The organism is Brevibacillus brevis NBRC 100599, from assembly GCF_000010165.1.
In the GTDB taxonomy this organism is placed as follows: Bacteria; Bacillota; Bacilli; order Brevibacillales; family Brevibacillaceae; genus Brevibacillus; species Brevibacillus brevis_D.
The window spans coordinates 2,830,565-2,845,733 of the sequence record NC_012491.1 but is presented as its reverse complement, the minus strand read 5'-3'; the positions used below and the strand labels follow the sequence as shown (position 1 = coordinate 2,845,733).

The following is a 15,169-nucleotide window of genomic DNA, read 5'->3' as shown; positions in this document are numbered from 1 at the left end:
CATGCCAAACATTTGAAAGCGATTTCACAACAAAACAATCCGAAGATGATCATTTTTGCATATGCATACTTGAGCATCGATGATTATTTCTGATTATTCCGTTTACAAGCCTACTGAGGAGGACTTCGATGTATCAAACCAAGTATTTCCAGACCAGTGACAATCATGAACTCGCAAAATTACTGACGACCATCTTCAGTACGTCCCACGACGGATTGGCGATTTGTGACCGTAACGGCTACGTTCTGCTTTACAATGAGGCGTACTTGAACATCACGGGAGTTCCCGCCGACATTTTGAATAATTTCAGCTTTATGGAGCAAAAAGAAATGCATCTGGTTCCTGACTCTTCTGCTGTACGTACGATTTTGACGAAACAAACCCATAGTGTTGTCATCGATTATGCAAACGGTCGGCAAGCGATCAATACAGCTACCCCGCTGCTCGATCCAAACAAGGAATTATTGTTTGTAGTGGGAAATGTGCGCGACGTCACGGAGCTGAATCAGCTTCAGAAGGAGCTGGAGGAAACACGTCAAATCAGTTCGGCGTATCAAAGGGCTCTGGAACATATCCAAACCGATGGTGACTTTGACGAGCAGATTATTTATCGCAGTGGGCTCATGCATCGAATTGCTTCACTCTCCAAGCGCTTTGCGACGAACGACTCTCCTATCCTTTTGCTAGGCGAGTCTGGTGTCGGTAAAGATGTCATGGCGAACTACATTCACGCTCAAAGCGGGCGAACTGGCGAATTTATCAAGATTAACTGTGGGGCCATTCCCGAGCATTTGCTCGAGTCAGAATTATTTGGCTATGAGAAAGGCGCCTTTACGGGGGCAAGTCAGTCAAAGGAAGGATTGCTCGAGCTGGCGGATCGGGGAACCATTTTTCTCGATGAGATTGGAGACCTCCCTTTTCCTTTACAGGTAAAGCTCTTGAATGTGTTGCAGGATGGACGGATTCGCAGACTCGGGGGGAAAACATCACGTCAGGTTAACATGCGTATCATCGCTGCTACCAATAGTGATTTGGAAGCGATGGTCGAACAAAAGCGTTTTCGGCAGGATTTGTTCTACCGGCTAAACGTACTAACCCTCACCATACCACCCTTGCGTGAACGCCGCGAGGATATTCCGGCTCTTATTTTCTACTATTTGAAAAAGCTCGAATGGAAATACCAGCAAGAAATGCGCATCGAAACAGATGCGTTGGAGGCGCTAATGGATTATGACTGGCCCGGGAATATACGCGAGCTGAAAAATGTGGTGGAACGTTCTTTCCACATGTGTGAAAATGGGCGAATTACCTTTGATCAGTTACCGGCGTCGATTCGCAATACACAACAGACAGCCCTGCCGCTCCAACTCGCCAAAATGGATGAGCTGTTGTCGCTAAAAGAAGCGGTCGAACGGTTTGAACGAGCGTATATCCAACGCCTCTTGAAGGAGACAGACACCATGCAGCAGTGTGCGGATAAGCTGCAAGTGAACATATCCACGCTCGTGCGAAAAAAACGCAGCCTCGGCATTAAATAGTGCAAAAGGAAGAGCCCGATACACGTTGGTTCGGGCATTCTCGTTTTTTCAGAGTATGGTCTTGCAAAACATCTGGGCGCTATTTCACAAGCCCTTCTCTTAATGTGTTGATCCCATGCTCCAGATATCCCTTCAAACAGCTCAAGACGTACACCCAGCCTTCTTTATTGTCGATCATTTTTTGCAGGAGCGCAGGATCATTTTCTTGAAAGCCCTCTTCGTTCACTTCAATAATCGTCGTGGCTTTATCTAACTCGTTTAACGTAATCGTTACGGTATTTTCTTCTCCCGCCCACTGGAAAACGATTCGTTTGTTCACTTCGATTTCGTGAACCGTAATCCCTACTTCTGCGTTGTAAATATCGTAGAATAACATAATGCTCTTCCCTTCTTCCCACCTTGCCGAGCTGGAAGAGAACCAGAAGTTGCCGATTTTCTCAGGGTCCACGAATGCTTCGAACACTTCTTGTGCAGGTCTGTTAATCTGAAATTTTGTGAGATTGTTCATGCCTCCGTCAACTCTCTTTCTGAATGCTGACTCCACCGTATCACAATCACATTTGCGAGACAAATGATCGAATGACTGCCTTTTATTCTTTTACTGCCCCGGACGTCAATCCTGATATAATCCGCCTCTGGAAAATCAGCACCATCACTACTAGCGGGATCGTCACAATGATGGAGGCAGCCGATATTTCTCCCCATGGGATTGTAAACATTCCTTGAAACATGACGATTCCAACAGGCACAGTCTTCATTGCTTCCTGCGTATTCAGCGTCAAGGCGAACAAAAATTCATTCCACGCTGCAATAAAAACGAGGATGGCGGTCGTAAAAACCCCAGGCATAGCAAGTGGGAAAAACACTTTCGTCATCGTTTGCCAAATACTCGCACCGTCTACTTTAGCTGCCTCGCCCAAATCACTCGGTATTTTGCGGAAAAAGATGGTCAAATTCCAGATTGCGAGCGGCAGCGCAAAGGTTGTATAAGGAATGATCAGGCCAGTGTAGCTATTCGTTAAGCCCATCGATTGCATGAACATAAAAATAGGAGAAATGGTAGCGATCTGCGGAAACATGGACACAGCCAGTACCACACCCAAAATAATCGTTTTTCCCCGAAAGGACAGCCAGGCAATTGCATAGGCAGCAAAGGAAGCGATTGTTATGGAGTAGAGTGTGGTTAACGTTGCCACGACAGTTGAATTCAACAAGTAACGGGCAAACGGTCTTTCCGTGAAGACGCGGACAAAGTTGTCAAACGAAGGATTTTGGATGATAAAATGAAAGGCACTCTCTCCAAACAGCTCCGCTGGTGGCTTCAATGCTGCGAGGAGAATCCATAAAAACGGGAACATCACAAGAAAAACGAAGAGCAGTAGACCCATGTAAAACAAGGGACCCGTATGTTTACGCATCCAATCACCTCCTTATTTGCCACTGCCATCACTCAGCAGATCAGCTCCCAATATTTTCACATAGCCGATGGAGATCAACGCCACACATAAAAAGACAATGACGGCAAGCGCCGAGCCTTCCCCAAAACTCATTTGAGCAAACATCGTTTTGTACGCGTAAATGGAAATGGTCTCGGTCGAATTCCCGGGGGCCCCACCTGTCAGCGTGTAAATCAGGTCAAAAACACGGAACGCATCAAGTGTACGGAACAATAGCGCTACCAGAATGGTTGATTTCAGCATTGGAAGCGTAATTCGAAAAAATTGCTGGGTGCGGGTGGCACCGTCTACAGAAGCTGCTTCATACAAGCTTTGCGGGATCGTTTGCAGGCCAGCGAAAATGAGCAAGGCCATGAATGGGGTCGTCTTCCACACATCTGCCAAAATGACGGAAAACATGGCTCCAGCCTTGGTCGTCAGGAGCATCCCCATGTCAGAGATCAAGCCTGCCTGCTCAAAAAGATAGGCAACGATGCCGTTTTGCCCGTCGTACAAAAACTTCCACATCATCGCGGAGATGACAGTCGGAATCGCCCACGGAATTAACACCGTAGCTCGTACAAGACTCCTACCACGAAAAGGTCGATTGATCAACAATGCAATCAATATACCGAGCACTAATTCAATGACAACGGAGATAACGGTAAAAAATGCCGTATTGTACAGAGCTCCCCACATCCGGGCGTCCGTTAAAAACTTCTTGTAGTAGGCAAGGCCAACAAAGTTGGGCTCGATAATCGAAGCTTCCATGCCTTGGATCACGCCAAGAGCACCCTCTGGCTTCGAAAGCTGCTTTTGTTCACTCATTTGCAAAAGGACTTCTCTGACTTTTGCCAAGTTGGTTTTGATAGACTCTGTTTGTTCGTTCGAGAGGCTTACATATTTGAGCTCGGTCGGGACTGGTTTAAAATCCAGCAATAGCTGATCGATCATCTGGTATCGACTCGCGATCTCGCCTGTTTGGTTGAGGGAAGTGTTCAATTGCTCGATTTGCGCTTGGAGCGCGTTCAATTTTTCCTTTGATGACCCTTCTGCGGAGTCCGCCTCCCTCTTTACATACCGGAGCAGATTGGGTAACGTGCTGACATATCGCTCCATATCTAATCCGTATGAAGAGTGAATCTCTGATTTCGTCGGGTCGTTCAACCGGATGTCGTGCAGACTGATCCAAAAGGATCGCATGACAGGCCAAATCGCGATAACAAGTATGATGAGCAGTGCAGGAAAAATCAGCAAATACCCCATCTGTTTTTCTGAGAGAGTCCTTTTCGTTGATCGAATCATCCGTTCACCACCTTCCTTCCCGCTAGAAGCTTGCTTGTGCTTGCCAGATCGTTGTGCAACTTCCAAGGAAGCCGGTTTGACTCCCTTGGAAGCCTCACGTGATGCTACTTATTTTTTCATAAGGTCGTTCATCTGTGTTTCCATGTTTTGCACCGCCTGCTCGGCTGTTTGCTGCCCTGCGAGCGCTTTGGACACCTCGATCTGGATCACTTCCGAAATTTTCGGATAAATCGGAGTCGTTGGACGAGATACAGCAGCGCTTACGCCATCGACGAAATCTTTGTTGGCGAACAACGGACTGGCTTTTTGAACATCGGCTTCCTCGTAGGCTGGCAGGTAGGTTGGTGCGAGCCCACCCTCTATCGCGGATATTTTCTGACCCTCTGGACCTGTCATGAATTTGAGGAATTCCCATGCTTCTTTCGGGTGCTTCGAGAACTTGTTGATTCCTCCCATCCAACCGCCGAGTGCTGCTGCGGAGCCTGCATCGCCTGCTGGCAGTGGAGCGATCGCGACTTGATCGACGATTTTGGACTGGGCCTGATCTTGCGCCAACGCGAACTGATACGGCCAGTTACGGATAAACGCTGCCTGTCCCTCAAGGAAGGCCGTATGGGATTCCGGCTCCATGAATGTGGTGATATTGGTTGGGACGAAATCGGATTTGACGACTTCGATCATTTTTTTCAATCCTTTGATCGTAGCCGGATTGTTGACTGCCACTTTTCCTTGTTCATCCAAAATTTTTCCACCGTACGATGCACTGAACTCGACAAAGTTGCAAACCAATCCTTCATATTGCTTGGCTTGCATCAAATAGCCGAACTTCGTACCGCCCTTACCCTTCGTTGCTTTTGCTTGGGCAATCAGGTCATCCCACGTCTTCGGTGCTTCGGATACGAGATCTTTGCGGTAGAACAAGAGTCCCGCGTCGATAAACTTGGGCATGGTCCATTGCTGTCCGCCAAAGTTCCCGGCATCCATGGCCCCTTTGATGTATTTTCCGGTCTCGATTCCATCTTGCTCCATTAGGCGGTCGAGCGGCAGAAGATAACCCGCTTGGGCAAATTCAGCCGGCCAGATGACGTCTAGGTCAAACACGTCGATTTCAGACGATTGCGCACTGAACATGGTGACGTATTGATCATGACTCTGCCCGGAATCGGCGGGCATCTCACGGATTTCTACTTCGATATTTTGATGGGCTTTTTGGAAAGCTTCTACGAGCTTTTTGGTGGAATCCGTCGCGTCTTTTCCGCGTGCGTAGACAAGCTTGATTTTTTCGGCTGTGGGCTGTGATGGCTCTGTTTTGGGTGCGGATGGTGTTGAAGGCTGTGATGGGGTTGTATCTGTAGAAGCTTGCTGAGATGTGGAAGAACATGCTGCCAATGCGAAGGTCATTAATAAGGTAAGTCCAACGGATGTAAGTCTTTTTGCAACTTTCATCTAAGTAACCCCCTATGCTCATGTTAGAAGCGGACTGCTTCCCCTTTTTGTGCGGATGTGTAGATGGCTTCGATCAATCTGTTGATGTACAAGGCCTGTTCCGGTGTGCAGAGAACCTCTGCCTTCCCTTCGATGGCGTCGATGAAATTACGGAATAAGAGTACGCGTTCTTTTTGGGGCTTTGGTGTTAATTCTGTCGAGGCAGTTACGCCGTTCCACTCATGGTAAAGTGTGAACTGGTTCTCCAATAAACGAAGGGATGCCCCGCCCTCTTGTCCATATAGTTGAAGGAAAACGTTTTCCTCTTCGATGTGAGAAGCCCAGCTTGCATCGAGCGTAAGCGACAATCCGTTCTCAAAGGTAATCATCGCCACTGCCATATCTTCCACGTCAAACTTCCCGTTATCATCGATTCTTCCCCACTCTGACAAGCCGCGTTTGTGAGGCCCGAATTGCGCGTACGTTTGCCCGAGGACGGATACAGGCTTTGGATGATCCAGGAGCCATAGGGTCAAATCGAGCATATGCACGCCGATATCAATCAACGGACCGCCGCCTGCCGATTCTTTTTGCGTAAACCAGCTTCCCCATCCTGGAATCCCATTTCGTCTGACCCAACCAGTTTTGGCGTGATAAATATTTCCCAGCTTTCCTTCCTTCAGCCATGTTTTGACTTGCAGGGAATCGCTTCGGAATCGGTTATTTTGTGCGACCATGAGGATCTTGTCTGCTTTTTTCGCGGCTTCGATCATTTCTTCTGCTTCCTGGGCATTCATCGCCATCGGCTTTTCGCACAGCAAGTGTTTGCCTGCTGCAAGCGCATGTTTGGTTGCTTCTGCATGCAAATAGTTTGGGACACAAACAATGATCGCGTCTACATCAGACTCTTGTAGCATCGTCTCGTAGTCCGTGAAAACTTGCGGAATGTCATGCCGTTTCGCACGATAGGAAGCCATTTCTGCGGAAATATCGGCAATGGCAACTACCTCTGCTCGCGATTCTTCCTTGATCGCCTCCAAGTGTGCTTCTGTAATTCCCCCTGCACCGATGATTCCGATTTTCCATTTACGTCGATTCGTCATTTTCTCCCCTCCTACACCCACCATAAATTTTGGACTGGTTCTCGCAAAATGACTTGCTGCAGATTTTGAACAGCGCGCTGGAATCCTTCCTCAATCGACATGATGGCGTCTTCGTGCTCGATGCTCACCACGTAATCGTATCCATTCATGCGCAGTGCACTCATCATATCCGCCCACGTCTGCTGCGAATGCCCATAGCCTACGGTTCGGAAATACCACGCACGTTCATGTAGATTGGCGTAGGAATTCATATCCGTCAGCCCGTACATGTTCACTTTTTCCTGGTCAATAAACGTGTCTTTGGCATGGAAATGATAGATGGCTTTTTCTTTGCCCAAGATTTTGATCGCAGCTACCGGATCAATCCCTTGCCACCACATGTGACTTGGATCGAAGTTTGCCCCAATCCCTTCCCCTACCTGTTCCCGTAGCTTTAGCAATGTCCCTGGTGTGTGGACGAGAAAGCCGCCATGCAGTTCCAGCGCAACCTTGACATGATGCTCAGTCGCATAAGCGGTCCATTCGCGCCAGTACGGGATGAGCTTCTCGTTCCATTGCCAATGGAGCACGTCGCGATACTCATTAGGCCAAGGAGCAACAGGCCAGCTCGGGTACTTCGCTCCTTCGTGGTCGCCTGCCGTGCCAGAAAAGCAATTGACCACTGGCACCTCCAGCAGCTCGGCTAGCTGTACCGTTTTCACAAACGTATCGTGGGATTGCTGCGCGAAGCTTTTCTCTGGTGTCAACGGGTTGCCGTGACAACTCAGCGCGCTGATTATCAAGCCCCGATCCTCTACTGCCTTTTTGTACGCTCGTCTTTTTTCCGGACTTTCCAACAGCTCATCCAGATTGCAGTGCGCATTACCCGGATAGCAGCCTGTGCCGATTTCCACCGCCTCTAAACCTGCTGCCTGCACATGATCTAGCATTTCTTCGAACGACTTCTCGCTAAAAAGAACGGTAAATACGCCAAGCTTCATATCTCTTCACCCCTTTTGAATGCGTAAACTCATTTGCTTCTTCTATATGGTCAGTCTTGTTGCCTCACTTAAGTAGAGCGCTTACAGTTTGGCGAACCACGAGATGGTGTGGCACGGTGCTCATTCTCTCTACTGGTTCATTGCGGATTTGTCTGAGTAGCTGCTCTGCTGCGGCTTTTCCGTACATGAACGGGTCATTGTGCACGGTTGTGAGCATGGGGCGGGAAAGGGAGGCGAGCTCCAAATTGTCGAAGCCCATGACGGAGATGTCTTCTGGTACACGAATGCCATGGTCGTACAAGTAATTGAGGACGCCAACCGCCATCAGGTCTGTTGCGACAAAAACAGCTGTCGGACGGATTTTCTCCTCACAAATACGGCGCATGGCTTCGTAACCGCTCTTGGCTGTGAATTCCCCTTCCACAACGAATCCTTCATGGATGGGCAAGTCATGTGCCCGCATGGCTTTTCGGTAACCGCCCATGCGATCCAGACCGCACGGCGGGTCCCACAATGGGCCAGATATACACGCGATTTTTGTATGACCTTGTGAGATAAGATAGGCAGTAGCATCATAGGAGGCTTGCACATTGTTGACGTTGACAGTCGGAATCTGATAGCCGGGCAAATCGTGTCCGGTAACAACAAGAGGAACCTGAATCTCTTGCAACGTCTGGATATTGCCCTCTAGGAAATGAATACTCGCGATAATGACACCATCGATTTGTTTTTCTTTGAAAAGGCGCAAGTACTTCAGCTCTTTGTCCACCACTTCATCGGATATCGCCAAAAACATGCTGTAGTCGTACTCGCTAATGACGCTATCAATTCCGTAAATGAGATTGGAGTAAAAATTATTGGAGATATCGGGAATCATTACCCCGATGATGCGGGTTTCCTTGCTGACCAAGCTCCTGGCAATCGCATTCGGCTGAAACCCCGTCTCTTGCACGATTTTCAAAACTCTTTCCCGCAGCTCTGGACGGACTGGCTTGGAATTGTTTAGCACGCGCGAAACAGTCGCGATGGAAACGTTGGCGAGTTGTGCGATGTCTTTAATGGTTACAGTAATGGTTCTTCACTCACTTTCTATGTAACGGGTAAACGTTTTCCTAATGTAAAAATAACACTCAACTATCTTTTTTGTCAATATTCAGTTAATTATAAATGTTGTTGACATGGCGAGGGTGTTGTTAAATAATTCATCATATAATTTAGTTACTAAATTAATCATATACAAAGGAGGTTTTGTCATGAATGTTTTCCTTACAGGAATAACAGGTTATGTCGGATCCGTAGTCGCCGAGCATTTTCAGTCCCAAGGGTATCAGGTTGCTGGACTTGTGCGATCGGAAGAAAAAGCGGAGCTGTTGCTCTCACAAGGGTTCACCCCTATTGTTGGCGATCTTGCGGATACCACCCTGTTAACAGAAAGTGTTAAAAAATTCGATGGGGTCATCCATACGGCGATCTCGCACACACCTGATATGGAAAAACTCGATGTAGCGGCGGTTAGGGCAATGCTCGAAGGTTTGGAAGGCACAGGGAAGCCATTTATTTATACGAGCGGAACGCTGATCTATAACGATACGTACGACAATGTCGTGGATGAGAACTCCCCTCTCAACCCCTTGCCATTTCTGCAATGGAAAGCGAATCAGGAGCAGGAAGTGTTAGGAGCTGCCAAGCGCAATATTCGAACGATCGTCATACGTCCTACACTTGTGTACGGTCGTGGCGGTGGACTCGTCCAAGCAACGCTTCAAAGAACGAAGCTCTCTCAATCAGCCAACTACATCGATGATGGTCAAGCGGCATGGTCTACTATCGATGTTGATGATTTGGCAAGGCTTTACGAATGCGCTTTTTTACGAGCACAGCCAGGCTCATTATTCAATGCAACTTCCAAGGAAATGATCACGACAAAAGAGCTCATGACTTCGATTGCCAAAATAGCAGAGATAGAAAAAGTCGGATCCTGGAGCTATGAGGACGCGGCCAAAGCATTAGGACCAGCCGCTTGGGGGGCGAGCATCAATCAGAGGATATCTGGATTACGCGCGGAGCAACAGCTGCAATGGAGTCCCTCTGCGAATTCACTCCGCAAAGAGCTGGAGCAAGGTTCTTATCAAAACAATAAAAAACCATAGTCCATCATCGAACTATGGTTGTAATTCATCGCTATGCTGATAGGTATGCAGGAATCTGATTGATTTCGTTAAAATCCGTATGAGTGCCTGTGCATCATCCGTACCAAGATGCTCATGCAGCTGCTGAAAACGAGTAAACAGCTCTTGCTCTCTCGCTGCCACAAAATCAAAGCCCTCTTTCGTTGGGGCTACGAGAATGGAGCGTCGATCCTTAGGTCCCACGGTGCGGGTAATAAGCCCAAGCTGTTCGAGTGATTGAATGACATGCGTCACGGCTGCTGACGTTATTTTCAACTGCTTGCCTAGCTCGGAAACTCTGATGCCATTCGTTCCTGGTGGACTTACGTAGGTCAAGTGAACAAGCAAATTCAGTTCGCTCTGACGGAGGTCTTTCGAAGGACTGAAAACATGTCCGATCCGCTTTAACTGACCAAATACGAGAGCCAGCTCTTTCGTTGTCTGATCAATGGTAACATCCGAGTTTGTATGGTCTGTACTCATCCGTTTAGACTCCCATTCTTTGATGGTATCAATCGATTATTTACGAAATGAAATGAGATTGTCAAGAATGAGTGTCCATTTCGCACTCGAAAAAGCACCGTATGCCAAGTTCTGAACTCCGGCATACGGTGTTATTCCTACCTACTCTATTCTGGGAAGCAGTACTGCATCTTGCTAAACGATCTGCGCAATTCGATCACCTTCGACTGGACAACCTCGGGCTTTTCATTGCCTGATAACACGCTGGCAATCAGGTCTGCAATCGTATCCATCTCTTTTTCCTTCATGCCAAACCGAGTGACTTCTGTCGTCCCGATACGCAGACCGCTTGGAAAGTCCCAATCCTCTGGTCCGTCGCCAGGAATCAAATTTTTGTTCGTGATGATATTCGCTTCCGCCAAACGCTTCCCTACCTCGTAGCCACCGCCAAACTCTTTTACGTCCAAAATCACTTGATGTGTACGTGTATAGCCTTTGTGCGTGCAAAGCACCCGAATTCCCCGTTCATCGAATGCTTTCCCCAGCGCTTGTGCATTTGTCACAATTTGGGCCATGTATTCCTTCCCAAACGCCAAAAACTCTGCCGCCGCCGCTGCCAATGCCGCTACCCGGTTGACTTGATGTGTCGCGGCAAGTGCCGGGAAGATGGCATTTGTTATCGGTACCGAAAATTCCGGGTCATTCCAGACGATGATACCGCTTTGTGGGCCGCTAAACGTTTTCCCAGCAGAGCCAGTCATCACACATGCCCCTTCTCGCAACGGGTCCTGAAATTGACCGCCACCGATCAAACCCAGTTGATGTGCGCCATCAAAATAAATGCGACCGCCCCATTCTTTCACGATCTCTGCCATTTCCTTCAGCGGGAATGGAAATAAAGTCATGGACGCGCCTAGGGTAACGAGCTTTGGTCTAACTTGTCGTGCTACCTTAGCGAATCCATCCAGATCAACGGTAAGCTCAACTGGGTCCATTGGCACATCGACAATTTGCAAACCACGAATGCCAGCAGGCCCGTCCACCCGATTGCTGGAATGCCCTCCAAACGGTTGCGCGATCGTCATAATCGTATCGCCCGGTTGCGTTAACGCCGCGTAGACCGTCATGTTTCCGATCATGCTCGCTACCAATCGATGGTCAGCAAAATTGGCGTGGAATACTTTTTTCAACAGCTCCACACATAGCGCTTCGATCTCATCGATATATTTCGTGCCAGCGAACCATCTCTGCGTGCTCCCGATATGTCCTTCCGCAGCGCGAGTCCCAACCTCAGAAGCGAGTAATTGACGTACGATAGGCGTGGTAGGTGCTTCTGGTGCGAGCAAATTCAAACATTCCTCGCCTCGCCATATCGCATTGCGGTTGACAGCATTCACGATCTCTTGCTGAATCAGACGGTGGGACGGACTCTCTTCGATAATGGATCGTGCCCATTGCAGAACACGCGAATCATGTACTTCCCCCTTCATTTCAACCGTACTCATGCCATTACCCCCTAATCATCTTTGGAATGGTCCGTAAGCAATTTGCCGAGGTTGATCCAGTTTTCTTCCATCAAAGAAGAGGCAAGCTGACTGTTGTTGTCCCGAATCGCTTCGATGATTCTGCGGTGCTGTTCTACTGATTCCACCCCTTCCAAGGAACCGAACCGAGCAAATTCCAAACGCCGAATTTTCGGTACAACTCGCTCAAGTGCCAGGTAGATTTCACGATTCCCCGCAGCCTCGAGGATCACGTCGTGAAAGCCGTCATCTGCTTCAATCGCTTTGATCACATCTTGCTGTTCGAGCGCAACCTGTAGCTTTTCATTCCATTGCTCCAGACTACGGATGACCTCTGATTCAAATGGCATCGCCAGTCGTGCTGCCAACCCGTGCAAGGCCGCAACAACAGGAAAAGCGTGCTTCGCCTCCTTTTCCAGTAAGGGTGTTACCCGTGTGTGAGAGCCAGGGACGGATTCAATAAGACCTTCGTCCTCCAACCGTTTGAGCGCTTCTCTCACAGGTGTTCGACTCACGCCAAATAAAGCCGCCAGTTCGTTGTCGTTGACTCGTTGTCCTGGCTTTAGCTCCAGCATGATGATCGCTTTCTTCAAGCCTTGGTATACTTGTTCGCGTAATGTGGGGCGTTCGATTTGTTTGATTAGGTTCGTGTCCATAAAACCAATATATTGGTTTTATTATTATCTGTCAATTTTAAATATTTAGATACACGAAAGTAGAGGAGGCTACCCCCACCAGTAACATTGACGAATGGGATAGCCTCTTCATTATTGAACGTAACTCTATCATTCTGCCGGAGGGCTACAATACTCCCGTATCAGCTGCTCCTTCATCTCTTCAACCGGAAACCCTTCCGAATAAGTCGTCATCATCAACATTGCGCCTTGGAGCGCCGATGAAAAATAGAGCGATCTCAATCTGGGCTGCTTTACGCCTAACTGTTTGAAAATCTGGCACTGGACTTCAAACTGCCTGAGTGACTCCTCATTTAATTGCTCTCTGTAAGAAGCAAGTACGCGATCATCTTCGGGCTGCGTCTGCAAATTCAAGTAAAAACGATAGACATCCGGTCGCTGGTAGACGTTATCAAGCGCACCGTCGATAATATGGCACAGCTGTTTGTGCGGCGTTGCAAGCTGAGTCGCAGCCTCCATCACTTCTTTTACTTCCTCGATCCGTACTTGGACCATCGCGGCGAGGAGCTCTTCTTTTCCTTTGTAATAGTTGTAAAGCAATCCCTTCGATATCTGGGCCTGTTTGGCTACATCGTCGATTGAGGTCGCGTGGTAGCCTTTTTTTATGAAGAGCGTCATCGCGGCTGCATGGATTTTGTCTTTTGCAGCTTGGCGAATGCGCTCATTTTCAGCTGGGGTACGGGGCACGGTTCAGTCAGTCCTCCAAAAATTCAGTGATAGCGCGAGCGATTTCTTCTGGATGCGTCAGCGTTGGCTTATGATCGGCACCCGTAATCTCGATAAACCTTCTCTCTGGTAAAACTTCTTTAAAATATTCAGCCATCCGTTTCGCATCCAGGGCATCTTCCATACCGATTATCAAGTATGTTTGATTCGCTAATTCTTTGAGCCGCTCTATCGCAGGCGGCTGCGGCCATACGGACTCCCACGTCGCCCACTCTAACATTTTTGCTAGATTATGCTTCGCCATCTCAACTAAGAAGTCCTTCTGTGGACTTGCCATTACGACGCGATACGGGCAGGCCGATAAGGAAAGCTCTACCATACGGTCAACATCCGGTGCTTCTTGGATTTTCTGCATCCATTCCGTGAACGGCTGACTCGGTGTATACCCTGTCAAACTTGGAGCAATCAGCACGAGCTTGCTCACTCTTTGCGGATAAGTCAGCGCAAAATCTGTTGCAATTCGTCCGCCTATCGAATGTCCTACGAGCGTGGCTTCATCCAGCTGGAAGTGGTCCATGACGGAAAGTAAATCTTCGACGTAGTTCGCTGTCTCTGTTGGAGACGGAGATTTCCCACATCCGCGTCCGTCGAAAGCGATGACCTGATAATGCTTCGCCAGAATCGGCGCGACAAATGCCCAATCTCGTAAATCAGCACCGCCACTGTGCAATAGAACGACTGGTTTTCCTTCCCCTGAAACCTCATAGTACAAATCCATCGGTGATCCCTCCGTGAAATGTAGATTTGGTATATGATCCCAGTTTATTATTGAATGAACGTTTAGTCAATGAAAAAACAAATGCATTCCCCCTACAAAAGAAAAAGTCCTAATCGTCATGATCAGGACTTCTCTCTACAAGTCAACACAGAACAACTACGCCTCCGACTGAATGCGCTTCGCCTCTGCATACAGCACTTGAATAAACTTTTTCATATTGATCCGAATATCTGAACTAGGCGATGCAGCATTGCTCTTTAACTCCGCCATCTTCTTCCACACATACGTAAAATCAAAAAACTGCGAAGCGTAATTCTCGAACTTCCAATTCGAGAGGTCCGCAAGCCCAAGAGACGCCAAATGATTCAGTGACTGATAAATCGCTCGGCGGACTCTCTGCTCAGAAGCTTTGACAACCTTAGCGACTTGTTGATCGTCTACAGCGACTCCGAGCCTGTCCTGTGCTACCGCCACAAAGATTTCTTTTAGGGCAGGAAAACCATTTTTAAACGTATGCGTCTGTTCGTATCCATGCAAGAAGTCCAAAATATCTAACAAATCATTGCTACCATTGTCTCCCGCGATGCCCAACTCAGTTAAGAGAAATTGACCCGCCTCGCGAAGTGGTTTGGCCTGAGACGGACGAGTTTGTCCGGAAGGCGGCTGGTCCACTTGCATGACGGCATTCAGCGATTTGTGAATGTCCCGTATCGAACGCTCGAGGCGAATTTTCTCGATCACTTTTTGGAGGATCGTTACCACTTCGATTTTGTTTACAGGTTTGATAATGTAGTATTCACTTCCCAGGGCGTAAGCTTGGGCAATCAAATCTTTCGTTTCTGCCTGAGAGATCATGACGATCTTTCCTGTGAATGTCGGCTTCACTTGGCGAATCGTCTCAATTCCATCCCGGTTGGGCATGAACAAGTCAATCAGCAAAATATCTACATTGCGAGCGGTTAACGTATGACCATCTACCATCGAGCCGTCAGATGCTTCCCCTACGACTTCGCCCAGATTCTCGTCTTCTATAATTTCCGTCAGCATGAGGCGAACGGCATCGTCGTCATCTACTAAATAAAACAGCATC

General features: G+C 48.2%; 15 protein-coding genes. 2 read left to right on the top strand and 13 right to left on the bottom strand.

The features are described from left to right. Positions 1-128 precede the first annotated feature (128 nt). Positions 129-1,538: a sigma-54 interaction domain-containing protein gene (locus tag BBR47_RS14000; protein WP_015891052.1), complete on the top strand. Its 1,410-nt coding sequence runs from the start codon at positions 129-131 to the stop codon at positions 1,536-1,538. Positions 1,539-1,617: 79 nt separating this feature from the next. Here the strand turns inward: BBR47_RS14000 and BBR47_RS13995 are convergent, their stop codons facing one another. The 7 genes from BBR47_RS13995 to BBR47_RS13965 form a co-directional block, all read right to left on the bottom strand. Then, complete coding sequence (locus tag BBR47_RS13995) at positions 1,618-2,109, bottom strand: SRPBCC family protein (protein ID WP_015891051.1); 492 nt, start codon at positions 2,107-2,109, stop codon at positions 1,618-1,620. A 19-nt stretch (positions 2,110-2,128) separates the two neighbouring features. Beyond that, entirely contained in the window at positions 2,129-2,956 is an 828-nt protein-coding gene (locus BBR47_RS13990; protein ID WP_015891050.1) for a carbohydrate ABC transporter permease, read from the bottom strand. Positions 2,957-2,968: 12 nt separating this feature from the next. Continuing rightward, entirely contained in the window at positions 2,969-4,279 is a 1,311-nt protein-coding gene (locus tag BBR47_RS13985; RefSeq protein WP_015891049.1) for a carbohydrate ABC transporter permease, read from the bottom strand. 108 nt (positions 4,280-4,387) lie between these two features. Beyond that, on the bottom strand, positions 4,388-5,725 hold the full coding sequence (locus BBR47_RS13980) for an ABC transporter substrate-binding protein (protein ID WP_015891048.1): 1,338 nt from the start codon (positions 5,723-5,725) through the stop codon (positions 4,388-4,390). Between the two features lie 23 nt (positions 5,726-5,748). Continuing rightward, positions 5,749-6,807, bottom strand: a complete 1,059-nt coding sequence (locus BBR47_RS13975) for a Gfo/Idh/MocA family protein (protein WP_015891047.1) — start codon at positions 6,805-6,807, stop codon at positions 5,749-5,751. Positions 6,808-6,818: 11 nt separating this feature from the next. Continuing rightward, the gene (locus BBR47_RS13970) at positions 6,819-7,787 is read right to left on the bottom strand and encodes a sugar phosphate isomerase/epimerase family protein (protein WP_015891046.1); all 969 of its coding nucleotides are present in this window, start codon (positions 7,785-7,787) and stop codon (positions 6,819-6,821) included. A gap of 64 nt (positions 7,788-7,851) precedes the next feature. After that, a complete protein-coding gene (locus BBR47_RS13965; protein ID WP_081437238.1) occupies positions 7,852-8,838 on the bottom strand; it encodes a substrate-binding domain-containing protein in 987 nt (328 codons plus the stop codon). Positions 8,839-9,040: 202 nt separating this feature from the next. Here BBR47_RS13965 and BBR47_RS13960 point away from each other — a divergent pair, with 202 nt between their 5' ends. Then, positions 9,041-9,937 carry an NAD-dependent epimerase/dehydratase family protein gene (locus tag BBR47_RS13960; protein ID WP_015891044.1) on the top strand — a complete coding sequence of 299 codons (897 nt, stop codon included), beginning with the start codon at positions 9,041-9,043 and terminating at the stop codon, positions 9,935-9,937. A gap of 12 nt (positions 9,938-9,949) precedes the next feature. Here the strand turns inward: BBR47_RS13960 and BBR47_RS13955 are convergent, their stop codons facing one another. The 6 genes from BBR47_RS13955 to BBR47_RS13930 form a co-directional block, all read right to left on the bottom strand. Further along, positions 9,950-10,438, bottom strand: a complete 489-nt coding sequence (locus BBR47_RS13955; RefSeq protein ID WP_015891043.1) for a MarR family winged helix-turn-helix transcriptional regulator — start codon at positions 10,436-10,438, stop codon at positions 9,950-9,952. A gap of 146 nt (positions 10,439-10,584) precedes the next feature. Next, entirely contained in the window at positions 10,585-11,922 is a 1,338-nt protein-coding gene (glyA, locus tag BBR47_RS13950; protein ID WP_015891042.1) for a serine hydroxymethyltransferase, read from the bottom strand. Positions 11,923-11,933: 11 nt separating this feature from the next. Then, a complete protein-coding gene (locus tag BBR47_RS13945) occupies positions 11,934-12,596 on the bottom strand; it encodes a GntR family transcriptional regulator (RefSeq protein WP_015891041.1) in 663 nt (220 codons plus the stop codon). Positions 12,597-12,725: 129 nt separating this feature from the next. After that, on the bottom strand, positions 12,726-13,322 hold the full coding sequence (locus tag BBR47_RS13940) for a TetR/AcrR family transcriptional regulator (RefSeq protein WP_015891040.1): 597 nt from the start codon (positions 13,320-13,322) through the stop codon (positions 12,726-12,728). A 7-nt stretch (positions 13,323-13,329) separates the two neighbouring features. Next, entirely contained in the window at positions 13,330-14,079 is a 750-nt protein-coding gene (locus BBR47_RS13935) for an alpha/beta fold hydrolase (RefSeq protein WP_015891039.1), read from the bottom strand. 156 nt (positions 14,080-14,235) lie between these two features. Next, the gene (locus BBR47_RS13930; RefSeq protein ID WP_015891038.1) at positions 14,236-15,168 is read right to left on the bottom strand and encodes a response regulator; all 933 of its coding nucleotides are present in this window, start codon (positions 15,166-15,168) and stop codon (positions 14,236-14,238) included. Between the last annotated feature and the right edge of the window lies 1 nt (position 15,169).